The sequence below is a fragment of the Izhakiella capsodis genome, from assembly GCF_900115045.1.
GTDB lineage: Bacteria > Pseudomonadota > Gammaproteobacteria > Enterobacterales > Enterobacteriaceae > Izhakiella > Izhakiella capsodis.
This window is the reverse complement of the sequence record NZ_FOVC01000002.1, coordinates 403,356-429,850: the sequence shown is the minus strand read 5'-3', so window position 1 is coordinate 429,850 and position 26,495 is coordinate 403,356. Positions and strand designations below refer to the sequence as shown.

At 51.3% G+C, this 26,495-nt stretch carries 21 protein-coding genes and 1 pseudogene; 2 read left to right on the top strand and 20 right to left on the bottom strand.

All coding sequences use genetic code 11. The features are described from left to right. Positions 1 to 128 precede the first annotated feature (128 nt). Positions 129 to 1,716: pseudogene (locus tag BM191_RS05340) on the bottom strand (methyl-accepting chemotaxis protein). Between the two features lie 952 nt (positions 1,717 to 2,668). On the opposite strand from BM191_RS05340, the gene mutS reads away from it, so the two are divergent. Next, positions 2,669 to 5,224, top strand: coding sequence for a DNA mismatch repair protein MutS (gene mutS, locus BM191_RS05330; RefSeq protein WP_092875880.1), 2,556 nt, complete (start codon positions 2,669 to 2,671; stop codon positions 5,222 to 5,224). 109 nt (positions 5,225 to 5,333) lie between these two features. On the opposite strand, the gene rpoS is transcribed toward mutS, so the two are convergent. The 16 genes from rpoS to cysJ all read right to left on the bottom strand — a co-directional run bounded on the left by rpoS (position 5,334) and on the right by cysJ (position 21,779). Next, a complete protein-coding gene (gene rpoS / locus BM191_RS05325) occupies positions 5,334 to 6,326 on the bottom strand; it encodes an RNA polymerase sigma factor RpoS (protein ID WP_092875878.1) in 993 nt (330 codons plus the stop codon). A gap of 51 nt (positions 6,327 to 6,377) precedes the next feature. Beyond that, the gene (gene nlpD / locus BM191_RS05320; RefSeq protein WP_092875876.1) at positions 6,378 to 7,535 is read right to left on the bottom strand and encodes a murein hydrolase activator NlpD; all 1,158 of its coding nucleotides are present in this window, start codon (positions 7,533 to 7,535) and stop codon (positions 6,378 to 6,380) included. 152 nt (positions 7,536 to 7,687) lie between these two features. Next, positions 7,688 to 8,314 carry a protein-L-isoaspartate(D-aspartate) O-methyltransferase gene (locus BM191_RS05315; RefSeq protein WP_092875874.1) on the bottom strand — a complete coding sequence of 209 codons (627 nt, stop codon included), beginning with the start codon at positions 8,312 to 8,314 and terminating at the stop codon, positions 7,688 to 7,690. Further along, on the bottom strand, positions 8,311 to 9,069 hold the full coding sequence (gene surE / locus BM191_RS05310) for a 5'/3'-nucleotidase SurE (RefSeq protein ID WP_092875872.1): 759 nt from the start codon (positions 9,067 to 9,069) through the stop codon (positions 8,311 to 8,313). The genes BM191_RS05315 and surE overlap by 4 nt, the downstream gene beginning before the upstream one ends. Positions 9,070 to 9,570: 501 nt before the next feature. Continuing rightward, positions 9,571 to 10,611: a tRNA pseudouridine(13) synthase TruD gene (gene truD / locus BM191_RS05305; protein WP_092875870.1), complete on the bottom strand. Its 1,041-nt coding sequence runs from the start codon at positions 10,609 to 10,611 to the stop codon at positions 9,571 to 9,573. Beyond that, a complete protein-coding gene (gene ispF / locus BM191_RS05300) occupies positions 10,611 to 11,090 on the bottom strand; it encodes a 2-C-methyl-D-erythritol 2,4-cyclodiphosphate synthase (protein WP_092875868.1) in 480 nt (159 codons plus the stop codon). The genes truD and ispF overlap by 1 nt, the downstream gene beginning before the upstream one ends. Continuing rightward, positions 11,090 to 11,806 carry a 2-C-methyl-D-erythritol 4-phosphate cytidylyltransferase gene (gene ispD, locus BM191_RS05295; RefSeq protein WP_092875866.1) on the bottom strand — a complete coding sequence of 239 codons (717 nt, stop codon included), beginning with the start codon at positions 11,804 to 11,806 and terminating at the stop codon, positions 11,090 to 11,092. The genes ispF and ispD overlap by 1 nt, the downstream gene beginning before the upstream one ends. A gap of 7 nt (positions 11,807 to 11,813) precedes the next feature. Then, positions 11,814 to 12,134, bottom strand: a complete 321-nt coding sequence (gene ftsB, locus BM191_RS05290) for a cell division protein FtsB (protein WP_092875864.1) — start codon at positions 12,132 to 12,134, stop codon at positions 11,814 to 11,816. Positions 12,135 to 12,312: 178 nt separating this feature from the next. Then, complete coding sequence (locus BM191_RS05285; protein WP_092875862.1) at positions 12,313 to 12,633, bottom strand: DUF3561 family protein; 321 nt, start codon at positions 12,631 to 12,633, stop codon at positions 12,313 to 12,315. A 55-nt stretch (positions 12,634 to 12,688) separates the two neighbouring features. After that, positions 12,689 to 13,294 (bottom strand): adenylyl-sulfate kinase, encoded by a 606-nt coding sequence (gene cysC / locus BM191_RS05280; RefSeq protein ID WP_092875860.1) that lies wholly within the window; start codon positions 13,292 to 13,294, stop codon positions 12,689 to 12,691. Continuing rightward, a complete protein-coding gene (gene cysN, locus BM191_RS05275; RefSeq protein WP_092875858.1) occupies positions 13,294 to 14,721 on the bottom strand; it encodes a sulfate adenylyltransferase subunit CysN in 1,428 nt (475 codons plus the stop codon). Before cysN ends, cysC begins: the two co-directional genes overlap by 1 nt. Before the next feature lie 9 nt (positions 14,722 to 14,730). After that, complete coding sequence (cysD, locus tag BM191_RS05270; RefSeq protein WP_092875856.1) at positions 14,731 to 15,639, bottom strand: sulfate adenylyltransferase subunit CysD; 909 nt, start codon at positions 15,637 to 15,639, stop codon at positions 14,731 to 14,733. A 9-nt stretch (positions 15,640 to 15,648) separates the two neighbouring features. Beyond that, positions 15,649 to 17,064 carry a siroheme synthase CysG gene (cysG, locus tag BM191_RS05265; protein ID WP_092875854.1) on the bottom strand — a complete coding sequence of 472 codons (1,416 nt, stop codon included), beginning with the start codon at positions 17,062 to 17,064 and terminating at the stop codon, positions 15,649 to 15,651. Between the two features lie 432 nt (positions 17,065 to 17,496). Continuing rightward, entirely contained in the window at positions 17,497 to 18,228 is a 732-nt protein-coding gene (locus tag BM191_RS05255; RefSeq protein WP_092876173.1) for a phosphoadenylyl-sulfate reductase, read from the bottom strand. 11 nt (positions 18,229 to 18,239) lie between these two features. Next, positions 18,240 to 19,952 carry an assimilatory sulfite reductase (NADPH) hemoprotein subunit gene (cysI, locus tag BM191_RS05250; protein ID WP_092875850.1) on the bottom strand — a complete coding sequence of 571 codons (1,713 nt, stop codon included), beginning with the start codon at positions 19,950 to 19,952 and terminating at the stop codon, positions 18,240 to 18,242. Between the two features lie 12 nt (positions 19,953 to 19,964). After that, positions 19,965 to 21,779 carry an NADPH-dependent assimilatory sulfite reductase flavoprotein subunit gene (gene cysJ / locus BM191_RS05245; RefSeq protein ID WP_092875848.1) on the bottom strand — a complete coding sequence of 605 codons (1,815 nt, stop codon included), beginning with the start codon at positions 21,777 to 21,779 and terminating at the stop codon, positions 19,965 to 19,967. Between the two features lie 279 nt (positions 21,780 to 22,058). Between cysJ and queD the strand changes: the two genes are divergently transcribed. Further along, complete coding sequence (queD, locus tag BM191_RS05240) at positions 22,059 to 22,445, top strand: 6-carboxytetrahydropterin synthase QueD (RefSeq protein ID WP_092875846.1); 387 nt, start codon at positions 22,059 to 22,061, stop codon at positions 22,443 to 22,445. Between the two features lie 117 nt (positions 22,446 to 22,562). Here queD and queE read toward each other — a convergent pair whose 3' ends face one another. From queE to pyrG, 3 genes are all read right to left on the bottom strand, one after another. After that, positions 22,563 to 23,234 (bottom strand): 7-carboxy-7-deazaguanine synthase QueE, encoded by a 672-nt coding sequence (gene queE, locus BM191_RS05235; RefSeq protein WP_092875844.1) that lies wholly within the window; start codon positions 23,232 to 23,234, stop codon positions 22,563 to 22,565. A gap of 198 nt (positions 23,235 to 23,432) precedes the next feature. Beyond that, positions 23,433 to 24,731, bottom strand: a complete 1,299-nt coding sequence (eno, locus tag BM191_RS05225; RefSeq protein ID WP_092875840.1) for a phosphopyruvate hydratase — start codon at positions 24,729 to 24,731, stop codon at positions 23,433 to 23,435. A gap of 121 nt (positions 24,732 to 24,852) precedes the next feature. After that, the gene (pyrG, locus tag BM191_RS05220; protein ID WP_092875838.1) at positions 24,853 to 26,490 is read right to left on the bottom strand and encodes a glutamine hydrolyzing CTP synthase; all 1,638 of its coding nucleotides are present in this window, start codon (positions 26,488 to 26,490) and stop codon (positions 24,853 to 24,855) included. Between the last annotated feature and the right edge of the window lie 5 nt (positions 26,491 to 26,495).

Below are 26,495 nucleotides of genomic sequence, written 5' to 3'. Positions count from 1 at the left end.
TCGTTAAACTACGCCGTATTCCCATCCGATTTTCGTCAGCATTGTGTGAACAATTCATCAAGCTGGCCGCACAACTAAACAGCAGAATCAAAACGATTTTCAGTTTTGCGCTGAATTGCTGGTTCCAGCTACCGTTGTTGCAGCAGAGCATTTACTGACAACTGTTTGTTATGTTCCACTACACTACTTACAGGGAAGCCAGCTGAAATGCTTGGATCAATACGAAAGACCGATACGGCCTGACGCAGTTGTCCTGCCTGGAACTCCAGCGTAGATGCTGCACCCGCTGACTCCTCCACCAGCGCTACATTTTGCTGATTCACAGTATCCATCTGAGATACCGCAAGGCTGATCTGCTCAATTCCGCGGCGTTGTTCACCTGATGCGCTAGCAATATCAACCATTATGCTGGTTACTCTTTTGACGGCTGCAACAATCTCCTTCATTGCGTCACCAGCCGCACTCACCTGCTGCGATCTTGTTCCTACACGGCTAACAGACTTATCGATCAGATTTTTAATTTCTTTCGCTGCCGCCGCGCTACGACCAGCCAGCGATCTGACTTCACCAGCGACAACGGCAAAGCCACGCCCCTGTTCACCCGCTCGCGCGAACTCAACCGCAGCATTCAACGCCAGAATATTGGTCTGAAAGGCAATTTCATCGATCACTGCTGTAATTTGGGAAATTTGTTGTGAGCTATCCGTGATTTCCTGCATCGTAGTAACAACGCTACTGACCACGGTGCCGCCAGATTCGGCAGTGGCAGAAGCGGCACGGGCAAACTCTGCGGCCTGTTGCGCATTATCAGTGTTTAGCGTAACCGTTGCAGACAGCTGCTCCATGCTGGCAGCAGTTTGCTCCAGTGAAGCCGCCTGCTCTTCAGTTCGTGACGAGAGATCGTTACAACCAGCAGAGATTTCCCCGGCTCCGGAGTAAATCGCATCGGCACTTTCACGAACCGCACCGACGGTGGTAATCAATGAATTCAGCATGTTTTTCAACATGCTGAGCAGTTGCCCCATTTCGCTACGACCACCGTCTCCCATCTGACAGGTCAGTTCGCCAGCGGTAATCGCTTTAATGTGCCCGGTAATCTGCTTAAGTGGGGTAAAAAGTATCTGTCTGATACCCACGTAGATAACCAGAATAAGGAAAATCAGAATCAGTGCAATCGCGCATAAAATTCATTTCATCTGATCAAAACTCTTTAAATTTTCATGAGATGCCGCTTACTACAACTGATTGTTTTTTTTAGCCACCAACTGTGGTATGCCATTACGAGATCATTCTGGCCCTTATGTGCGTCCAGGTTACCATAGGCGGTGTAATTCTGCTCTCGCAAGAAAGCAATCGAGCTTTTCGTCACCCCGAGCATTGTAGGATATGCCTGCTGGATCTTTTTTTCTTCAAGAGCGTATGTGGCAGTATTTTTACCGTGTCCTTTTATACCCGGAAATAACCAGCAGAATGTTCATAAGTAGCGTTGGTTTTTTGCAGCAAATCATCGAGGTCCACCTGAGACGCGGTTGCAGAATTGCCTGAGTTTTTAAGAAAGCGGATCGCCACGTGCCTCACCGCAACTGGCGTTATGATCAGCGATTGAAAACTATCGCTGATCTCTTGCTGCTGTAGACTAAGCTTCTATTTATTAAGGAAATTCACTCTGTCATTATCGAATGCGGTGTAATAGAGAGCAGCGATACAAAACCACATTAAGCCAGAGATGAACAGCACGGCAGTTATACCAAAAATAATTTTAGTATTTTTGAACACGATAGAGTCCGATCAGTTCAGCTGTAACGAAATATCGATCTTTACAGATGGATCTTTAGAAAATACTTAACGACAAACATCTCGCTTAAAAAGAGAGATTTATTTAATAACGATAAGATATCGATAAATTATTATGAAGGACTTCAGCCCTGATTGGTTTAACGCAAAGAATGATGAACAAATTTCTTCACGAGAACGCTGAATTACAATATTTAATGAATATTTTTCAGGAAATGAAAACGAAACTGGTCATTGCTCCGATAGGCGGAAATTTTTTAAGTCACCAACATAACCGACATTTTATGCAGGCTAATCGACCGTATATCAGCGAGCTAAGCTGTATCAGTCTCAGCACAACCCAGCCAGACCAAGCTATCCCCTGGCAACTGGGTTAACTCTGCTCATCAGGCAACTCTTACCAGGCTTGCTCATAGTAAAACACGAAATGTGCCTATGATTGCTATCACCATACAGCACACTAATGGGCCTCAATTCTGCATGCTCGTGGATTCTGCTACCTAACTGGAGCTTTTGTAACTCTCTACGATAACGTTAACAGGATTCTCGCTTTGAGCCATCTAAAATGTTTGCTAAAACCGCGTAATCCCTCCCTGATTCTTCACCTCCTGATTTAAATGGCACTTTCATAGAATGTGATGACATCTCGATGCTTGTTTTCCTGCCATAAAGACTTAGTTATCATGCAGTCATGAACATCAATGTAAGTTACGCTTTGCGCGCCCGTATTTCAGCCAACGATAAGTTGGAATAGGTACACTAATCTACATTTTAATGTAGGGTTTGTGTGATCCAAGGGGACAAGGTGAAAGGCAATGAGAACAAAAAAATCAACTATCTCATTGAAATTTAATAATATGGATAGCCAAAACTAATGAGTAATGTTGTGAATATTGAAGTCCACACCCCAATGATGCAGCAGTACCTAAAGCTAAAAGCGGAACATCCTGACATTCTGCTCTTTTATCGTATGGGCGATTTTTATGAGCTGTTCTACGACGATGCTAAGCGAGCTTCACAGCTACTGGAAATCTCACTCACTAAGCGCGGCGCCTCAGCAGGCCAGCCCATACCTATGGCCGGCGTGCCACATCATGCAGTTGAAAACTATCTTGCCAGACTGGTTCAGTTAGGCGAATCCGTCGCCATTTGCGAACAAATAGGTGATCCTGCCCTCAGTAAAGGTCCGGTCGAGCGCAAAGTAGTCCGCATCGTCACGCCTGGAACTATCAGCGACGAAGCGTTGCTGCAAGAGCGCCAGGATAACTTACTGGCCGCAATCTGGCAAAGCGGCCAGAGATTCGGTTACGCAACCCTGGATATTGGCTCAGGTCGCTTTCGCCTGACTGAACCCGCAGATGAAGAAAGTATGGCAGCTGAGCTGCAACGGACTAATCCAGCGGAGATTCTCTATCCTGAAGAGTTTTCCAGCAAACAACTGATTGAAGATCGCCGTGGTATGCGCCGACGACCGCTGTGGGAATTTGAAATCGACACGGCACGCCAGCAGTTAAACCTGCAATTTGGCACCCGCGATCTGACGGGTTTCGGCGTAGAAAACGCGACTCTGGCACTAAGAGCTGCGGGGTGCCTGCTGCAATATGTTAAAGATACTCAGCGTACCTCTCTGCCTCATATTCGCAGTCTCACAATGGATCGACTCTCTGATTCGGTGATAATGGATGCAGCGACTCGTCGCAATCTGGAAATTTCTCTGAACCTTTCCGGCAGCGGAGAGAATACACTGGCGGCGGTCATTGACCGTACGGTGACGCCAATGGGTAGCCGGATGTTAAAGCGCTGGCTGCATCAGCCGGTGCGCGATATTACCACGCTGAATAATCGCCAGCAAAGTATTGGTGAGCTGCAGAATCTAAGCGCCGAGCTGCAACCAGTGCTGCGCCAGATCGGCGATCTGGAGCGTATTATTGCGCGGCTGGCATTACGCAGCGCTCGTCCACGCGATCTGGCTCGTATGCGTCACGCCTTTCAGCAACTTCCACAACTGAACCAGTTGCTTGCGTCATCTCAGGTAGCCCACCTGCAAAAGCTACAACACCAAATTGGCGAATTTACCGAGTTATGTGCGCTGCTGGAGCGCGCCGTTGTTGAAGCACCGCCAGTGCTTGTCAGGGACGGTGGTGTGATTGCACAAGGTTATAACGCAGAGCTGGATGACTGGCGGGCGCTGGCCGATGGTGCAACTGACTACCTCGACAAGCTGGAAATACGCGAGCGTGAAAAGCTGAGTATTGATACGCTGAAGGTTGGCTATAACGCTATTCACGGTTATTACTTACAGGTCAGCCGTGGTCAAAGCCACCTTGTGCCCATTCATTACGTGCGCCGCCAGACGCTAAAAAATGCAGAACGCTATATTATTCCAGAGCTTAAAGAATATGAAGACAAGGTTCTGACGTCGAAAAGTAAAGCGCTCGCGCTGGAAAAACGCCTGTATGATCAACTTTTCGATCTGCTACTGCCGCATCTTGAAGCGTTGCAACACAGCGCCGCTGCGCTGGCAGAACTCGACGTGCTGAGCAATCTTGCTGAGCGTGCCTGGACGCTGAACTACGTGAGGCCTACGCTGGTTGATAAGCCGGGGATACAAATAACCGACGGTCGTCATCCTGTGGTCGAACAGGTGCTGAAAGAGCCATTTATCGCCAATCCGGTACAACTCTCACCACAACGTCGAATGCTGATCATCACCGGACCTAATATGGGCGGCAAAAGTACTTATATGCGCCAGACAGCACTGATCGTGCTCATGGCATATGTGGGCAGCTATGTTCCGGCAGCCGCTGCCACAATCGGTCCGGTCGATCGCATATTCACCCGTATCGGTGCCGCTGACGATCTGGCCTCAGGCCGCTCCACCTTCATGGTCGAGATGACTGAGACAGCGAATATTTTGCATAACGCAAGCGAATTCAGTCTGGTATTGATGGATGAAATCGGACGCGGCACATCGACTTACGATGGCCTGGCGCTCGCCTGGTCCTGTGCCGAAAACCTGACGAACAGCATCAAGGCAATGACGCTATTTGCCACACACTATTTTGAGCTGACGACCTTGTCAGAAAACCTCAGCGGCGTAGCCAATATTCATCTGGATGCAGTTGAGCACGGTGATACCATTGCTTTTATGCATAGCGTGCAGGATGGTGCCGCCAGCAAAAGCTACGGCCTGGCTGTAGCGGCGCTGGCCGGAGTACCAAAAGAGGTCATTAAGCGGGCGCGTCAGAAACTGCGCGAACTTGAAACGCTTTCAGGTAGCGGTGTGGCCACCTCCATCGAAGGTGCACAAATGCAGCTGATGATAGAGGATACCTCACCAGCGCTGGAAGCACTGCAATCACTGGACGCCGATTCACTTTCACCACGTCAGGCGCTGGAGTGGATTTATCGCCTTAAGTCACTGGTCTGATTTTTTGTTCTCGCGGCGACGCAGATAACGGCGCCGCTCTGGCTTCATACATTTTCTTATGACAAAAAAAACGGTGGCCATTCAGCCACCGTTTTTACGTTCAACAAGCTTAATCGCGAAACAACGCTTCAATGCTGAGACCCTGGGTCTGCAAAATCTCACGCAGACGGCGCAGTCCTTCAACCTGAATCTGACGAACGCGCTCGCGCGTCAGACCGATTTCACGCCCCACATCCTCCAGCGTTGCGGCTTCATAGCCCAACAGACCGAAGCGACGTGCCAACACTTCTCGCTGCTTGGCATTAAGTTCGAACAACCACTTAACGATACTCTGCTTTATATCATCGCCCTGAGTGGTATCCTCTGGACCGTTATCTTTCTCATCGGCCAGAATATCCAATAGCGCTTTCTCAGAATCACCGCCTAAAGGCGTATCAACAGAAGTAATTCGTTCATTCAGACGCAGCATGCGGCTGACATCATCAACCGGTTTATCAAGCTTCACGGCTATCTCTTCTGCGCTTGGCTCATGATCGAGTTTGTGCGACAGTTCACGCGCGGTACGCAGATAAACATTTAATTCTTTAACGATGTGAATCGGCAGACGTATCGTTCGGGTCTGATTCATAATCGCCCGTTCGATTGTCTGGCGGATCCACCAGGTAGCGTACGTTGAGAAGCGGAAACCGCGTTCAGGATCGAACTTTTCAACGGCGCGGATCAGACCGAGATTTCCCTCTTCGATAAGATCCAACAGGGCCAGACCACGGTTACTGTAACGACGGGCAATTTTCACCACCAGCCGCAGGTTACTCTCAATCATACGGCGCCTTGATGGCACGTCTCCCCGGAGAGCTCGGCGGGCAAAAAACACTTCTTCTTCCGCCGTCAAAAGAGGTGAATAACCAATTTCTCCGAGATAGAGCTGCGTCGCATCCAGGACTCGCTGCGTCGCACCCTGTGACAATAATTCTTCTTCTGCTAAATCATTATCGCCAGACTCACTTTCAACAAGTTCCTTCTCGTCAAAAACCTCAGATACGTTTTCGTCGAACTCCGCATTTTCATGTAACTCGTTTACTTTCAGTGGATTCTGGCTCATGAGCGGCTCCTGCCCGTTATACCTGGGGCAGAACACCAAGGTTCTGCCAGATTATCGCTGCGGCAAAAAGCGCAACGGGTTTACGGATTTCCCCTTGTAACGAATTTCAAAATGCAATCTTACAGAACTGGTGCCCGTGCTACCCATAGTCGCTATTTTTTGCCCCGCCTGAACTTGTTGTTGTTCATGCACCAGCATAGTGTCGTTATGGGCATAGGCACTCAGGTAATCATCATTATGCTTGATGATGATCAGATTACCGTATCCACGCAGCGCGTTTCCTGCATACACAACACGCCCTGCAGCGGTTGCGTAAATAGGTTGTCCACGCGTGCCAGTAATATCAATCCCCTTATTGCCTCCCTCCGAAGCAGAGAAGTTATCAATAACTTTTCCGTCGGCTGGCCAGCGCCATGTAGTGACTGGGGCTGAACCTAGAGCTGAACTACTGGCTGTCGGTACGGCTGCCGGTGCAGTTGTCGAAGCAACTTTTGCACCGGATAATGGTAACATTTTGCTACCATCTGATTCGCCTGAATCATCAGAATACGTAATAACAGGTTGCCGCGCAACAGCGGTTGGGTTCGTTTTTACACCCGGGATAAGCGTATTAGCACTACTTGACGTCGCATCGGCAGCAGTAATTTCATTACCACCCGTGATAGTTCCACCCTTACCATTACCTACCTGTAATTGCTGCCCAACCGTCAGGCTGTAGGGCGCAGCGATATTATTACGTTGCGCCAGGTCGCGAAAATCATTGCCAGTAATCCAGGCGATATAGAACAAAGTATCGCCATGCTTTACGGTATAAGTCTGACCGTTATAGCTACCTTTCGGAATATTCTCATAAGCACGATTGTAAATAATATGACCATTTCTCATCTGTACGTCAGCGCTCGCAGGAGAACGAGCAGGTTGAGTCATTGCTCCCGACTGGACCGGCTGATTAGTTGACGACGGTTGTTGTATTATCATACCGCCGCCCTGAGTCGGCACCGCCTCGCTGACGCCCTGCGGACTGGCCCCTCCCCCATTTGGCTGATTGCTAACCGCCGTACCGCCGCCGGTCATACCGCTGCTATTATTGTCATTGACTGAACTTATTGGCGCCGGCGTGCTGTTACTGGTGCAACCTGCCAACCCCATACCTATCAAGGAAATCGCAGCAAGACGGCGTAAGGTGAAAACTGGACTTCCAGTGCTCATTAAATCCCCCATGGCAACAAAACGTTGACGATGAAACATTGGCGTGTCAATACCGACCGGTTTCACAAACTAAGCGGAATAGTAACAATATCAATCTAAAGGCGCTATAAATCAGTTGTGACCAAATGATGTCGCGAGTTTCTATCTTAATATCAGGCCAAATCACCCTGAATCAGCGGCACAAAGCGTACGGGCTCGATGGTATCGATCACGTAATCATCTCCACGGCGACGAATACGTTTCAGCATCTGCTGGGATTCTCCGACTGGCAGAACCATGATGCCATCATCCTTTAACTGGGCCATCAAGGCGCATGGGATCTCCGGCGGCGCGGCAGTAACAATAATCGCATCGAAGGGGCCGCGCGATGGCCACCCTTTCCAACCATCTCCATGACGGGTTGAGATGTTATGTAAATCAAGCTGCTTAAGGCGGCGCTTCGCCTGCCATTGCAGGCCTTTAATACGCTCAACTGAAAATACGCGGTCGACAAGATGAGCAAGAATGGCAGTCTGATAGCCGGACCCCGTACCGATCTCCAGCACGCGCGCAGTCGGGGCCAATTCCAGTAGCGCCGTCATCCGCGCCACCATATAAGGCTGGGAAATAGTTTGCCCGGAACCAATAGGAAGTGCCGTATTATCCCAAGCCTTGAGTTCGAATGCTTCATCGACAAACTTTTCACGCGGGACCGTTTCTATCGCATGCAGCAGGCGCTCATCGCTAATCCCCTGCTGACGAAGCAGTCCAAGAAGCGTGTCGACGCGCTTAGTGATCATCCGTTAATAACCCCGACGCGTTCCAGCCAATCGCTGAGCTTATTGTGAGCAGCATGCGCGGTCAGATCGACATGAAGTGCGGTAACGGAAACGAACCCTTCATCAACGGCGGCAAAATCGGTATCTGGCCCCGCGTCGAGCTTATCACCCGGCGGTCCAATCCAGTAAAGTGTATGACCCCGCGGATCCTGTTGGGGAATAACCTTATCGCTCGGGTGACGGCAACCACAACGGGTAACGCGAAATCCTTTAATTTCATCCAGCGGTAGATCGGGTACATTGACATTTAGAATGCGCCCTGTCCGTAACGGCTCGCGTGTCAGAGCGCATAGCAGCTGGCAGGTCACCGCAGCGGCAGTATCATAATGCTGGTGGCCATTCAGCGAAACGGCGATAGCGGGGAGACCAAGGTGTCGCCCTTCCATCGCAGCAGCAACAGTACCAGAATAGAGTACGTCATCGCCAAGATTGGGTCCTGCGTTAATACCGGAAATCACAATATCGGGTGCCGGCTTCATCAGCGCGTTGACTCCCAGATAAACACAATCGGTTGGCGTGCCCATTTGCACAGCGATACCGCCATCAGGATAAGTAAATGTCCGGAGTGGCATCTCCAGCGTCAGTGAATTGGATGCACCACTACGATTACGGTCAGGTGCGACAATCTGAACCTGCGCGAATGCGCGTAGCGCAGCCGCCAGCGTCTGAATTCCTGGAGCATGGTATCCGTCATCATTACTCAGTAATACGCGCATTCTCGCAACAACCTTCTGTTTTTATTTAATTCATCACTTCACTCACTTCATCTTTGACCGTCCTGAATTTACAGACGAAAAAATATGCAGTGAATATCGGTTGGATTGCGCTATTCTAGCCTGGCAAGTTGCTTAATTGTAGTTACAAAAATTAGCAGGTTAACTCCGCTGGTTTTACTTCACCGTTTTATTTCTGGCGCGTTATCGTAAGGCAAGTGCATGGTGATGTTGAGTTCTTAAATCCTGACAAGCTATCCCTGAATGGACAGGTGAACATCGACGATTTTTATCAATCCCCTGTCTTTGGTATACGCTTACCTCATCATGTTAATAATGGCTGCGACCCCAGTGAGTCAATTTTTCCTCACTCAGGCGCGCGTTTTCATTACGTCATGGATTGTAAATAGCGTGTCCGGCATGATGATCAGCTAACCAGGCAGCCATTGTGCCAGCAACGGCTGGCGCTGGTAACGATAAGCGTCGGCTGGTTAAGCTGCGAATTTATTCTTCAATATCGGCTCCATCCTGAGAAATCAGAACTTCCCGCAGCAGGCTGGTCGCAAAGCTACCGGCTGGCAGCCAAAATTGTAATTCAACGGTAACATCATCCCACCAGTTCCAGCGCAAGTTGTCCGGCATCATTAACATCGACCGCCTCGCTGCATCAACGCTTTCCTGCTGTAACAATTGAATTAACAAGGTTCTATCCTGCAACGCATGCTGTTCAAACGCCAGCGCCTGCTGCTGGCTTCCCCACTCACCGTCGCCTGGCAATGATGCGGTAACCCGTAGCTCGCCGGCCTCGACACGCTGCTGTAATGCTGTCAGCTCTGCGGCATTGGCGATAAACCAGCTGCCACGGCCGCTAAGCTGCAACGCATCACCAGGCATCACCGTTGTCAGGTTATTTTGCTGCGCCAGCCTGGCGCTGACTATCTGATTAAACAACGCGCTACGCGCGGCGGATAAATAGAAGCTGCGTTTATTGCGCTCACGCACACGAATGTCGCCCGCCGCCCAGCGTATGGCCTGCTGCAAATTATTACCCCCATGACCAAAACGCTGGGTGCCGAAGTAGTTCGGCGCACCTTGACAGGCGATAAGCTGCAGGCGATCGTCGACCGCCTGACGGTCGGAAATTTGGCGTAATATCAGGCGAAAGGCATTGCCTTTAAGCGCACCCGTGCGCACTTTGCGCTCATGCCTTGCGCTTTCCAGCACCTCGCAGCCTTCCAGGTCGAACGCATTCATATCAGGAGTCTGCTTACCAGGAATACGCAGGCAGAACCACTGTTCGGTAACGGCATGGCGATCTTTCATTCCGGCGAAGCTAACGTCGCGGGCGTGAACCCCGACAAATTTTGCTAACGCATCGGCGACAAAGCGGGTATTGCAGCCATTTTTACGGATACGCACCAGCAGATGTTCACCGTGACCATCAGGAAGATAGCCAAGATCTTCCTTGACGACAAAATCTTCGGCGCAGGCTTTTATCACACCGCTTGCCGTCGGCTGACCGTGCAACCAGTTCAGCATTTCCATTAATTTTCTGCTTTAAGCAAAAGTGCAACAGCCTCACAGGCAATGCCTTCGCCCCGCCCGGTAAAGCCGAGCTTTTCGGTAGTCGTAGCTTTAACATTCACCTCTTCCATATGAATCGCTAAATCCTCGGCAATATTCACGCGCATCTGGGCGATATGCGGTAGCATTTTGGGCGCCTGAGCGATAATAGTGATGTCGACATTGCCAATGCACCAGCCCTTCTGCTGAATTTTATGCCATGCCTGACGCAGTAATTCCCTGCTGTCAGCCCCTTTGTATGCGGCGTCGTTGTCCGGAAATAGTTTACCGATATCACCCAACGCCGCTGCGCCGAGCAGCGCATCAGTCAACGCATGCAGCGCAACGTCGCCATCTGAATGCGCCAGCAGTCCACGATCGTAGGGAATACGTACACCGCCAATCACCAGCGGGCCTTCGCCACCAAAAGCATGGACATCAAAACCGTGACCGATACGCACTATGCGTTTTCCTTATTGTGTAATTGAGTGAGAAAAAAAGCCGCCAGCGCCAGGTCTTCCGGTCGGGTAACCTTTATGTTATCGCTGCGTCCGACCACAAGTTCTGGATGATAGCCACAATATTCCAGCGCGGAAGCTTCATCAGTAATAGTGACGCCTTCCCGCAACGCCCGGTCTAAACACTGGCGCAACAACTCCAGCGGAAACAATTGCGGGGTGAGCGCGTGCCATAGGCCCTCACGCTCAACGCTGTGGGCCACTGCATCTCGCCCCCACTCAGCGCGCTTCATCGTGTCACGAACTGGCGCCGCCAGAATGCCGCCCACCTTACTGGTTGCAGTGATCGCCAGCAAACGCGTTAAATCATCAGGATGCAAGCACGGACGAGCGGCATCATGTACCAATACCCAATGAACACCGCGGGCTGCCTGTAAACCGGCCATCACCGACTCGGCACGCTGTCCTCCGCCGGTGACGGTTATGACTCGTGGGTGCCTGCTGACTGCCAATCCGGTAAATTTGTCATCGTCCGCACCCAGTACGACGATAACCTTACGTATGCGCACGTGGTTCAATAACGGTGCCAACGTATGCTCAAGGATGGTTTGCTGGCCGATGGTGAGAAACTGCTTGGGGAAAGAGGATTGCATCCGGCTGCCAATCCCGGCAGCAGGCACTACGGCAATGATATCCGGGGAGGATGCGCCATTACTCATCATATGTTCAGGGGTGTTGAGTCGCAGAGCCGGACTGCGTCGTATTGCGCCGGTTCGGTTCCGGCACTAGCCGGTAAAAGGTTTCGCCGGGTTTAATCATGCCTAGCTCATCGCGCGCGCGCTCTTCAATGGCTTCTGTACCATCATTAAGATCGTCGATTTCCGCAAACAGGCGATCGTTACGTAATTTCAGCTTGCCATTGCTGGCTTGCTGCAACGCAACATCGTCTTTAACCCGTGTATAATCATGAATACCGTTTTTACCCAGCCAGAGTGAATATTGCAGCCAACCGAGTAAAACCAGTAGTAACAGTGTCAGTTTTCCCATTCCCATCCCCTGAAAAACGGCCTAATCATCCCATAACTTTCAGTCAGACTCCACTCTGCCAGCAAAAATGCCGACAACAACGCAGGCTTCTTATGCTTCTTACCGTGGTTTCATCAGGACACAGGACATGTTTGGTCACACCAGAATCTGTTTCACTACTGGCGTGTGCATGGCCGGGCTACCAACCGGAGATAAAAGTAAATAACATCAGGAACAGGCAGATGACTAAAGCCAGCGTGATAATCGCCATCCAGAAAAATTTATCACGCAGCATGTAGCTAACAACGATGCCAATCAGCATGGAAACCGGTAGCAACGCCAGGAAGAAAGGCCAGGTATAGAGAAAGAAGAACAGAACGTTAGCGCCGTACTTCACAAAAGGGATAGCAAACGCAAACCAGTACGCGGCAAAGCCAGTCACGATACCGGGGAAGGACCAGGAAGGCTCATCCTGCTCACGTTCATTTTTACGAGCCAGCATGGGGGGAACGTTTTGCATAAATATCCTGTTGACGCTTGTTTCGGTACGCTCTATGGCGTTCATCCGCGCTTTTTCAGGAGCTGATAATATCGTGCTTATGTAACAGATCTAATAACTGAAGTGTTAATATTGTTACCAATTGTTGTCCATCCAGGTGAATTTCTGGTGCCAGAGGCGCTTCATAGATGCTATCGATACCGGTGAAATTTTTCAGTTCCCCTGAACGGGCTTTTTTATAGAGTCCCTTTGGATCCCGGCTTTCGCAGATAGCCAGCGGCGTATCGACGTACACTTCGATAAAGCACTCCACTCCTAACATGGTTCGCACCATTTGCCGCTCTTCACGGTGCGGAGATATAAACGCGGTTAACACGATAAGCCCGGCATCAACCATCAGCTTCGCCACTTCACCGACCCGGCGAATGTTTTCTTTCCGATCGCTATCGCTGAAGCCAAGATCGCGGCACAGTCCATGTCGCACATTGTCACCATCGAGCAGATAAGTGCTGACTCCCCGCTGATGTAGCGCCTGCTCCAATGCACCAGCGACCGTCGATTTGCCCGAACCGGAAAGGCCGGTGAACCACAGCACCGCACCTTTGTGTCCATGCCTCGCCTCACGCCCGGCACGCGTTACCAGATGGGCGTGCCAGATGATATGTTCGTCGTGGTCGGCCATTATTTATCGCTCAAAAGATCGCGAGCTCCCCAGTGTGGGAAATAACGCCGCACCCATGCGTTCAGCTCCAGTTCAAAGGCACCGTAATCACTGCGTGCACTGTTATCTACATCCTGCGCATATCGGATCATTCCTGCCCCCACCGTAACGTTGCTCAACCGGTCGATAAATATGATGCCACCGCTCACCGGGTTATGTTGGTATGGATCAATCGCCAGCGGCTCGTCAAAAGTCACGTTGATCAGCGCGATACCGTTGAGCGGCAGTTTCTCTACCGTGCGCTGAGTCAGACGGTTAATTTCAACCTGATACTGGATCTTTTCCACGCGGGCACGGGTCTTTTTGCCGGCAATTTTGACATCATAGCTTTGACCCGGTACCAGCGGCTGCTCTGCCATCCACACCACGTCCAGCGATGCACCGCGAACCGGCTTCAATGCGGTATCCGCTTCGACCAGCAGGTCACCACGACTGATATCAATTTCATCTTCCAGCACAAGGGTAATCGCCTCTCCAGCCTGCGCCTCGGTCAAATCGCCATCGAAAGTGACGATGCGAGCCACTGAAGATTCTGCGCCGGAGGGCAACACTTTTACTCGCTGGCCGACTCTGACCAGCCCGGAGGCCAGCGTACCGGCATAGCCACGAAAATCGAGATTCGGTCTGTTGACGTACTGAACTGGAAAGCGCATTGGCTGATGATCGACCACAGGGTTAACCTCAACGGTTTCCAGCACGTCAAGCAGGGTCGGGCCGTTGTACCAGCTCATACGCAAGCTTTGACTGGCAACGTTCTCACCTTCAAGAGCAGAAATAGGTACAAAACGAATATCAACATCGCCCGGCAGCTGCGCGGCGAAACCCAGGTACGCCTGTTTAATCTGTTCGAATCGCTGCTGGCTGTATTCCATCAGATCCATTTTGTTCACCGCCACCAGCAGATATTTAATACCGAGCAGCGTACTGATAAAGCTATGGCGGCGAGTTTGATCCAGTACACCTTTACGCGCATCAATTAGCAAAATTGCCAGATCGCAGGTGGAAGCACCGGTCGCCATATTACGTGTGTACTGTTCGTGTCCCGGAGTGTCCGCAATGATAAACTTACGCTTCTCCGTAGAGAAGTAACGGTAGGCCACGTCAATGGTGATCCCCTGCTCACGTTCAGCCTGCAAGCCATCGACTAACAGCGCAAGATCGATCTTTTCCCCCTGGGTGCCGTGACGTTTGCTGTCATTGTGCAGTGAAGATAGCTGATCTTCATAAATCTGTCGGGTATCGTGTAGCAATCGTCCAATTAAGGTACTCTTTCCGTCATCGACGCTGCCACAGGTTAAAAAGCGCAGCAGACTTTTGTGCTGCTGGGCGTGCAACCAGGCCTCTACTCCGCCCTGCTCAGCAATTTGTTGTGCCATTACTGTATTCATCGACGCTCCTCAGAAATAACCCTGACGTTTTTTCAGCTCCATTGAGCCGGCCTGGTCGCGGTCAATTAATCGCCCCTGACGTTCACTGCTGGTGGAGATCAACATTTCTTTAATAATTTCCGGCAACGTTGCGGCCTGTGACTCCACCGCGCCGGTGAGCGGCCAACAGCCAAGAGTACGAAAACGCACCATGCGCGGCTTGATCTCCTCGCCTGGCTGCAGATCGATACGATCGTCATCGACCATCATCAGCATGCCATCACGCTCAAGGACCGGGCGTTCAGCCGCCAGATATAGCGGCACGATTTCGATATTTTCCATGAAGATATATTGCCAGATATCCAGCTCAGTCCAGTTTGAAAGCGGAAATACGCGAATACTTTCGCCCTTATTAATCTGGCCGTTATAGTTGTGCCAAAGCTCCGGACGCTGATTTTTCGGGTCCCAGCGATGAAAACGGTCACGAAATGAGTAGATACGCTCTTTAGCGCGCGATTTTTCTTCATCCCGTCGCGCGCCACCAAACGCAGCGTCGAAACCATACTTATTCAGCGCCTGCTTTAATCCTTCGGTTTTCATGATATCGGTATGCTTCGCGCTGCCGTGAACGAAAGGGTTAATCCCCATCGCCAAACCTTCCGGGTTACGGTGAACAATCAGCTCGGCACCCAGTTCTTTGACCGTACGATCGCGAAATGCGTACATTTCCCGGAATTTCCAGCCGGTATCAACATGGAGCAGCGGAAAAGGCAGCGTACCGGGATAAAATGCTTTACGCGCCAGGTGGAGCATTACCGATGAATCTTTACCGATAGAATACATCATCACCGGATTGCTGAATTCTGCCGCCACTTCCCGGATGATATGGATACTTTCCGCTTCGAGTTGACGCAGGTGAGTGAGCTGTTTTTGATCCATAACTGTTCCTCAAGCCAAAGTAACAACCGTTTCATCAGGCGATGCCGGTCGTGCCGAATGTTGAAACCAGGCAAGCTGCGCCTGTAGGTTAACCACCTCACCAATAACCAGCAGCGCGGGCGTTGGGGCGTTTTGCGCCAGTTGGCCTAGTTCGCTAAGCGTACCGGTTAGTACCTGCTGATCCGGGCGGGTACCACGACTGATAATCGCCACCGGCGTCGCGGCGCCGCGTCCATGGGCAATGAGCTGCGAACTGATATCCTCCGCTCTGAAAGTCCCCATATAAATCGCCAACGTCTGATGCGCACGGGCCAGAGAGGACCAGTCAACTGAATCGCGCTCCTCCCGTGAGTGGCCGGTAATGAACAGCACGCTCTGCGCGTAGTCACGGTGGGTCAGCGGAATACCTGCATAAGCCGTCGCACCAGAGGCGGCGGTAACGCCGGGTACAATCTGAAAGGGTATGCCCGCCTGCACCACGACCTGCAACTCTTCGCCGCCACGGCCGAAAATAAACGGATCGCCACCTTTGAGCCGCACAACGCGCTTGCCCTCGCACGCCAGCTCAACCAGCAGGCGATTAGTCTCTTCCTGAATCACATCGTGCGTGCCGGCGCGTTTGCCCACACAGATGCGATCGGCATCACGTCGCACCAGATCCAGCACCTCAGCACTGACCAGATGGTCATAAAGCACCACATCAGCCTGCTGCATAACTTGCAACGCACGCAGCGTCAGCAAACCCGGATCGCCGGGACCGGCACCGACCAGTATGATTTCGCCCTTGCAGGCCTCAGGATTTTCCAGTTGCGCGTCAAGCGTTTGTCTGGCGGCCATCAGATTGCTGCAGGCAACCTGGCTGGCAAACTGACCGCTGAATATGCGCTCCCAGTAGCGGCGACGGTCAGCTATTTTTGCGAAACGCTGTTTGACTTTTCCACGCCACTCCGCCGCGAGGGCGGCCATGTTGCCCAGGCTTACCGGCAACAACGCCTCCAGCTTTTCACGGAGTAATCGCGCCAGAACCGGCGCCGTTCCTCCCGATGAAATCGCGACCACCAGCGGTGAACGATCAACGATCGATGGAAATATAAAACTGCATTTCGCCTGATCATCCACAACGTTGACCAACAGGTTGCGCGCGTTCGCACAGCTACTGACAGTGCTATTGAGTACGTTGTCATCGGTCGCCGCGATCACCAGCACCACGTCTTTAAGCTGCTCCTCCGCAAAATCGCGAGCGAGCCAGATAATCACCTGCTGTTGTTCCAGCTCGGCCAGTTCATCACAAAGGCTACGCGCAACCACCCGCACGCATGCGCCGGCACGACGCAGTAAATCGATTTTACGTGCGGCAACGTCGCCGCCGCCGACCACCAGCACTGCTCTTGTCCGCAGGTCGGCAAAAAGGGGTAAATAATTCACAATGTTCCCGTCAGAAACACATAAAGTTAATGCGACTATAGGTCACAAGCTTTATGTTTTTGAAATTACGAATAGGAATGAGAAGTTACCAGATGGAATAACAATCCGGTAAAGTTCACATCAATTTCTGCATAACAAAGAAAAAACAATGACTTTACAGCGAGCGTCGCATACTCCTCCGCCGGCAAGACTGACACTCTGACAATGCCTTTTTTCCGGTGCGCTTGCAGCATGACGCCCACAACGTGGACCGCAGCGTATCTCAGCCGAACGCCCATTGCCTGTTCTGAAATATCACCGGTAAAACGCAACGCTGCGTAGCTGATTAAGATCAGGCTAAACATGCCTGGGATGAAAAGAGATACGTAGGACGATGCGCGCGTTTAAGCCACGCATGACAATCCTTATTGATGCACTTATCTCGTAGCCAATCTATTCGTGTAGTCCGCACTCGCGTTTGAGGCCGAAGAAACGCGTATCTTCCTCGCTCATACCCGGCTCCAGCTTGCGCGTAGTATGGGTATCACCTACCGAAACATACCCCTGATCCCATAGCGGATGATAGCTAAGGCCGTGACGTTTCAGGTACTGATAAACGGTTTGATTATCCCAATCGATAATCGGCAGCACCTTGAACACGCCACGTTTAATCGCCAGCACCGGCAGGTTGGCCCGGCTACCGGACTGTTTCCGACGCAGGCCGGCAAACCAGCATCCTGCCCGCAGCGTTTCCAGCGCACGGTCCATCGGTTCAACTTTATTAATTTGGTTATAACGCTCGATGCCCTCCACGCCTTGCTCCCACAGCTTGCCATAGCGCGCTTCCTGCCACGCGGGCGACGCCGAAGCGCGAAATATCTGCAAGTTAAGATCCAGCTTTTGCGTCAGTGCATCAATGAACTGATAGGTTTCAGCAAACAGATAACCGGTATCGGTAAGGATCACCGGGATATCGGGTTTTAGCCGGGTCACCAGATGCAGGGTGACCGCCGCCTGAATACCAAAGCTTGAAGAGAGCACAAAGGCACCTGGCAGATGCTCCAGCGACCATGCAACCCGCGCTTCGGCACTTATGGCATCCAGCTTATTATTTATCTGTGCCAGCGCCATTACGCGCTCAACTTTTGCTAATGCATTTAGCTGTGCGAGATCGAGTACAGACATCTCAGCCTCCATTATTCCCAGAAATCATGCGCAGGATCTTCCACTGCCCGGACAACCCCGGCACGGATCGTAAAGTCACCAAAACATTCGTTATCCTGCCGCTCTTTAGCCCAACGACCAATCAGCTCATCAAGGTCAGCGATGATGTCATCTTCGCCGATATTTTCCCGATACATGCGCGGAATACGGGTGCCAATACGGTTGCCGCCCAGATACAGGTTATAGCGTCCCGGAGCCTTACCTATCAGACCAATTTCTGCCAGCAACGCTCTCCCACAGCCGTTAGGGCAACCTGTAACACGCAGTACAATATGCTCCTCGTCAACGTTGTGGCGATGCATCAGCTCCTCGACGCGGGTAACGAATGCCGGCAGAAACCGTTCGGCCTCTGCCATTGCCAGTGGACACGTTGGGAACGCCACGCAGGCCATTGAGTTTTCGCGCTGTGAAGTCACGTTATCCAGAAGTGTATGCTGGCGTGCAATGGCGTTGATTTTGTTCTTTTGCGACGCCGGAACACCAGCCACGATAAGATTCTGGTTAGCTGTCAGGCGAAAATCGCCCTTGTGTACACGCGCAATTTCGGCGATACCGGACTTTAATGGTCGATCCGGATAATCCAGCAGGCGTCCGTTTTCAATAAACAACGTCAGATGCCATTTATCATCGATGCCTTTTACCCAACCGAAGCGATCACCACGAGTGGTGAATTCATAAGGGCGGATCGGCTCGAAAGTCAGGCCAGCACGCTTTTCAACCTCGGCTTTGAACGTATCAACGCCGACGCGTTCAAGAGTATATTTAGTTTTCGCATTTTTGCGATCGGTGCGGTTACCCCAGTCGCGCTGAGTGCTTACCACCGCAGCGGCCACCTCCAGCGTTTTATCCAGCGGCAGAAAGCCAATTTCGCTGGCGGTGCGGGCATAAGTCGCTTTATTGCCATGTTCAATTGACAAACCACCGCCCAGCAGAAGATTAAAGCCGATCAATCGGCCGTTTTCAGCAATGGCAATGAAGTTCATATCATTAGCATGAAGATCAACATCATTATGCGGCGGAACCACAACCGTCGTTTTAAACTTACGCGGCAGGTAGGTTTCGCCGAGAATCGGCTCCTTATCAGTGGTGGCCACCTTTTGCTGATCCCACCAGATTTCCATATAAGCACGCGTCTGAGGCAGCAGGTGCTCCGAAAGCCTCTTCGCCCACTCGTAGGCTTCCTGATGTAGCTCAGACTCAATAGGGTTCGAGGTACAGAGCACGTTGCGATTGACATCATTAGCGGTCGCCAGCGCATCAAGCCCCACGTCATGCAGCATCTGGTGGGCCGGTTTGACGTTCTTTTTCAGGATGCCGTGAAACTGAAAAGTTTGTCGGTTGGTCAACCGTATACTGCCGTACAACGTGTTTTCACGGGCAAAGTTATCGATCGCCAGCCACTGCTCAGGCTTAATGATCCCACCAGGCAATCGACAGCGCAGCATCATGGCGTGGCGCGGCTCCAGCTTTTGCTCAGCACGTTCCGCGCGAATATCGCGATCGTCTTGCTGATACATCCCGTGAAAACGGATAAGCAGGAAGTTATCACCGTTAAAGCCGCCAGTCAGACCATCACTCAAATCGTTCAGAATGGTACCGCGCAGGTAGTTGCTCTCTTTTTTCAAACGCTCGGCATCGGCCAGTTTGCCTTCAACCACCAGCGGTCCGGGATGTTTATCGCTCATTATGTTTATCTCTCAGTACACGTCGCGCTGATAACGGCGCGCAATGCGTAACTCACTTAAAAACTCATCGGCCGTTTCGGAGTCCATGCCACCGTTTACCGCCACAATGTCTAACAGCGCTTGCTCGACATCTTTTGCCATGCGGTTAGCATCACCGCAAATATAGATATGAGCACCCTCTTCTATCCAGCGCCAGAGTTCGGCACCATTGTTACGGATCAGATCCTGTACGTAAATTTTGTGCGGCTGGTCACGAGACCACGCCAGATCGATATGGGTCAGCAGGCCATCCTTGACGTAGCGCTGCCATTCAACCTGATAAAGAAAATCCTCAGTAAAGTGGGGATTGCCGAAAAACAACCAGTTTTTACCCGTAGCGCCATCGTTGTCGCGCTGCTGCATAAAAGCGCGAAACGGCGCGATACCCGTACCTGGACCAATCATAATAATCGGTGCGTCCGTATTGGCCGGTAAGCGGAAATTGTCGTTATGCTCAATGAAGATCCTCACTTCCCCCTCTTCCGTAATACGGTCGGCAAGAAAGCTGGACGCCCCACCACTCCGTGGTCGTCCGTCGATTTCATAGCGCACGACGCCCACAGTGATGTGAACCTCGTTTTCGGTTTCCGCCTGAGAGGAAGCAATCGAATACAGACGCGGCGTCAGCGGGCGCAGCAGCGTCGTTAGCTGTTCGGCGCTCAGCTCGGTTGGCGATTCCCGCACCATATCGACAATCGGCGTGCTCTGCGCATAATGTTGCAGACTGGTTTTATCAGCCACGCGCTCTAACAACGTAGTACTACGGGAAAGCTTAGCGTACTGTTCCACAATCTGTGGAGTATTGACCGTCAGTTCAAAATGCATTTGCAGCGCGTCAGCAATCGTCAGCGTATCAGCCATGACGTCTACTAACTCGTCGCCTTTCAGCCAGAGCAGGGCGAGCAGCTCATCAACCAGAGCTGGATCGTTTTCGAACCATACACCAAGCGCATCGCCAGGCTGATAACGCAGACCAGAATCGCCGAGATCAATCTCTATGTGGCGCACGTCTTTGTCCGAACGACGCCCGGTAATCTTCTGATTAACTGACAGGCTGGCAGTAAAAGGCGCTTCTTTGTTATAGGGGCTACTGTCGATTTGATTAACACTGCCCGCGGCCGTCACTGAGGCAATCGCCGGACTCTCTACAGGAAGACAAGCCTGCAAGATATCCACCATTTGCTTACGCCAGCTGGCAGCCTGCTCAGCGTACTCGACATCTGCATCCACTCGCTCTAACAGACGCCGGGCGCCAAGTTCTGTGAGTCGGGCATCAAAATCTTTACCCGCTTTGCTAAAAAACGTGTAAGACCTATCGCCCAGGCCGAACACCGCAAATGCGGTATCGGCCATTTCAGGTGCCTTTTTCGACATGAGAAATTTATGCAGCGCGACCGCCTCTTCCGGCGGCTCACCCTCTCCTTGGGTGGACGTCACGATCACCAGCAGCTTTTCATGGGCGATCTGCTTAAACTTGTAGTCTCCGGCGTTCACCAGATTAACGCCCAGTCTGGCACCGAGTAAATCATCGCGCAGCTGCTCAGCCAGTCTCCGGGCATTGCCGGTCTGTGAAGCAGAAATCACGGTAACTTTTGGCGCTTTAGCCTGAACGGATACCGGCGTGCTAGCTGCCGCAGAATTGTCTGGCGTCTGATTGACCATGCCCCAGAAATAACCGGATATCCAGGCCAGCTGAGTATTGGAGAGGTCACTGGTAGCAGCCTGAAGCTTCGCCAGTTGCTCCGGGTTCAGTGGGAGCAACGAACCCGAAGGAGCCTGAAAAGTCATAGAAGGTTTTCCATCTTATATACGTACATTTAGCGGTAGGTTAACGGCAGGCATAATAACCCTTAAATAAGGGTTGGAAATATTAAATAACCAAAACAACTAAACGTTTTTTTGGGTAGGACTCAACGATAAAAACGATTAGTTAATTCATGTGAATACAAACAATTACTACCGTCACACCCAAAAGTATTCCGTATCAATCATTAAAAGACAGTTTAGGCTGCGAAAAATCTCACAATCGGGTAGACTCGCGCGGTTTTGTTTTTCGGGATTAAGACTATGAGCATGACATTATTCAAAGATTTTCAGTTCGAGGCCGCGCATCGCCTGCCCCACGTACCGGATGGCCATAAGTGCGGTCGCCTGCACGGACACTCATTTATGGTCCGTCTTGAGGTAACGGGTGACGTGGACCCTTATACCGGATGGGTAATGGATTTTGCCGAGCTGAAATCCGCGTTCAAACCGGTTTATGACCGGCTTGATCACTACTATCTCAATGAGATCGACGGGCTGGAGAACCCCACCAGCGAAGTGCTGGCACAATGGATCTGGCAACAGATGAAACCACATGTTCCCTTGCTCAGTGCGGTGATGGTAAAAGAGACCTGCACCGCAGGCTGTGTGTGGCGCGGCGAGTCATCAACCGGTGACAGCCGATGTTAAAAATATCCTACGGAAGGATTGGAGTATTTATTAAGACCTAGAGCTTCAGTGGTGCAACGGATTATATTTTCCGGCATCGACCCCGAGCAAACCAGCAACGACAGCGTTAGCCGCCGATCAGGCAATATTAAGATATTTATGTGTCTGCATCGACAGTCGCCAGTTGCGTACTATACAGGTTTCGATGCACAGCGCCGTCGCCTCGGCTTTCTGGCTGATTGGTTGCAGTGCAACAATGCGTTTTTTATCATCATCGAGCGTCGCCAGTAGGGCATCGAGTGCATCAATATCGCGCTGGCGGGCAACCGGATGCTTGATCTCATCGGCGCGTCTCAGGGCCTGATCAAGCACATCATAACCTCCACGCATATTAACCTTAGGCGATACCGTTACCCAACTCTGCTCACTGCATTTTATCTCGTGCGTACCGCTGGTTTCGATCTGGCAGCTAAAATCACGCTGTTCCAGAGCATAAGTCAGCCCGCGCAGATCGTGTATGCATGGCTCACCGCCAGTGATTACCACGTGGTGCGCCGTCCAGCTTTTGTTGGCTATCGCGTTGAGTAACATGGTTTCATCGGCATTGCCCCACGCATCGCTTTCGGCGTCTTTAATCAGGATTTGTTGCAGCGAGCATTCCCGATCGGCCAGTTTGTCCCATGTGTGTTTAGTATCACACCAGCTGCAGCCAACCGGGCATCCCTGCAGTCGGATGAAAATTGCAGGAACGCCGGTATAAAACCCCTCGCCCTGTAACGTCTGAAACATTTCATTAATCGGGTAATCCATGCTGGTCTCGTGCGGTGCGGATAAGGGCGCAGATTATGTCAGATCTGATCGACAGCGGAAACCTTACTTGGGCCATTTTCCTGCCTGTAAGTCGATAAAAAAAGTCGCAGCCCTTTCGGAACTGCGACTCTTAATCACGCTGATTCTGACGGATATAAAAGCCGAATCTCACGCCAGAAGGCGCGCTCTGGCGCCAGCTTAGGCCTGACCTTTTACTTCTTTCCTACCGTTAAATGGCGCTTTGCTACCCAGCGCTTCTTCAATACGGATCAGCTGGTTGTATTTCGCTACGCGATCTGAGCGACTCATAGAACCAGTTTTAATCTGACCAGCGGCCGTACCTACCGCTAAATCTGCAATAGTGGCATCTTCGGTCTCGCCAGAGCGGTGAGAAATGATCGCAGTATAGCCAGCATCTTTCGCCATTTTGATGGCAGCCAGCGTCTCGCTCAGTGAGCCAATCTGATTGAATTTGATCAGGATTGAGTTAGCAATCCCTTTATCAATACCTTCTTTCAGGATCTTCGTATTCGTCACGAACAGATCATCACCTACCAGCTGAATTTTGTCGCCGAGTACTTTCGTCTGGTAAGCGAAGCCGTTCCAGTCAGACTCATCCAGACCATCTTCGATAGATACAATCGGATACTGTTTGGTCAGATCTTCCAGAAAATGGGTGAACTCTTCAGAGGTGAAGGCTTTATTACCTTCGCCTGCAAGCACGTATTTGCCATCTTTGTAAAATTCAGACGCTGCACAGTCCATCGCCAGAGTAATATCTTTGCCCAATTCATAGCCTGCAGCCTTGACGGCTTCAGCGATAACCGCCAGCGCCTCTGCATTGGAAGCCAGGTTTGGTGCATAACCGCCTTCGTCGCCCACGGCGGTGTTCATGCCTTTCCCTTTCAGCACTTTCGCCAGGTGATGGAAAATTTCAGAACCCATACGAATAGCTTCTTTCACGCTGGAGGCACCGACCGGCTGGATCATGAACTCCTGGATATCAACGTTATTATCAGCGTGCTCACCACCATTGATGATGTTCATCATCGGCAGTGGCATTGAGAATTTGCCAGGGGTGCCATTCAGTTCTGCAATGTGCTCGTAAAGCGGCATACCTTTAGAGGCGGCAGCGGCTTTTGCCGCGGCGAGGGAAACCGCCAGGATAGCATTAGCGCCGAATTTTGATTTATTGTCAGTACCATCCAGATCGATCATAATTTTGTCGATGTTGGCCTGATCTTTCGCATCTTTACCGATCACGGCATTTGCAATCGGACCATTAACCGCTGCAACGGCTTTGGTTACGCCTTTGCCCAGGAAGCGAGATTTGTCACCGTCACGCAGCTCCAACGCTTCACGCGAACCGGTTGAAGCACCTGATGGTGCTGCGGCCAGACCAACAAAACCGCCTTCCAGATGCACTTCCGCTTCAACGGTAGGGTTGCCACGAGAATCGATAATTTCACGACCGATGACTTTTACGATTTTGGACATGAGTTTTTCCTTAGTACAAGTTAAGCAAACCTCGCCAGCTTCCGTAAATCTGCTGCTGTTTTCGGAACCTGACCGTAAGATAAACAACGCACGAAAAGTTCGCGCGTTATTGAAACCTAACCTACTTTACCTGACGCTTTTGATAGTCGCCCGCCGCTTTAACAAAGCCGGTGAATAACGGGTGGCCATCACGCGGCGTCGAGGTAAATTCTGGATGGAACTGACAAGCCACAAACCACGGATGATTCGGGTTTTCAATAATTTCGACCAGCTGATCATCACCGGAGCGACCGGCAATGCGTAAGCCGGCAGCTTCAATCGGTTTAAGCAGCAGGTTGTTAACCTCATAACGGTGGCGATGACGTTCAGTGATCAGCTCTGAACCATAAAGCTGCCGCACGGTACTGTCAGCGCTGAGCTGGCACTGCTGGCTGCCGAGGCGCATGGTGCCGCCCAGATCGCTTTGCTCAGTACGCTGTTCGACGTTGCCGTTTTCATCGCGCCATTCGGTAATCAGCGCCACCACGGGATACTTACAATCAGGCACAAATTCCGTGGAGTTAGCATTTTCCATGCCAGCACAATGGCGGGAAAACTCCATGAGTGCTACCTGCATACCGAGGCAGATCCCCAGATAAGGCACGTGATTCTCGCGCGCATAGCGGGCAGTCATCACCATGCCCTCCACGCCGCGATAGCCGAAACCACCGGGTATCAGTATGGCATCCAGCTCCTTTAAAACTTCATTACCACGCGTTTCGACATCCTGCGAATCAATGAGCTTGATGTTCACCGTCAGGCGGTTTTTCAGGCCGCCATGTTTGAGCGCTTCAATCACAGATTTATAAGCGTCAGGCAACTCAACGTATTTGCCGACCATGCCAATGGTAACTTCACCGCCTGGGTTTGCCTCTTCGTAAATAACCTGTTCCCACTCAGACAGATTAGCTTCAGGAACCTTGAGGCCGAATCGGTTACAGATATAATCATCAAGGCCCTGTGATTTCAACAGACCGGGGATCTTATAGATAGAGTCAACATCTTTCAGAGAAATAACCGCTTTTTCGGCTACATTACAAAAAAGTGCAATCTTTGCCCGTTCATTAGCCGGAACCGAACGGTCGGAGCGGCAAATCAACACGTCCGGCTGGATACCGATCGACAGGAGTTCTTTAACTGAATGCTGGGTAGGTTTTGTTTTTACTTCCCCTGCTGCCGCCATGTAAGGCACCAGCGTCAGATGCATATAGAGAGTATGTTCGCGGCCAACATCGACCGCCATCTGGCGTATCGCTTCCAGAAACGGCAGGGATTCAATATCACCAACAGTACCGCCAATTTCCACCAGCACCACATCGTGCCCTTCACCGCCTTCAATAATCCGCTCTTTAATTGCGTTAGTAATATGCGGGATGACCTGTATTGTCGCGCCAAGATAGTCGCCGCGTCGCTCTTTACGCAACACCTCTGAATAGATACGGCCGGTAGTAAAATTATTACGACGGCTCATTTTGGTACGAATAAAGCGTTCGTAGTGGCCCAGGTCCAGATCGGTTTCTGCGCCGTCATCAGTGACGAAAACTTCACCATGCTGAGTCGGACTCATGGTGCCGGGATCAACGTTGATATAGGGATCAAGCTTCATGATGGTCACATTAAGACCACGCGCTTCAAGAATAGCTGCGAGAGAGGCAGCGGCAATGCCTTTGCCCAAAGAGGAAACGACCCCGCCGGTCACAAAAATATAATTCGTTGTCATGCTGA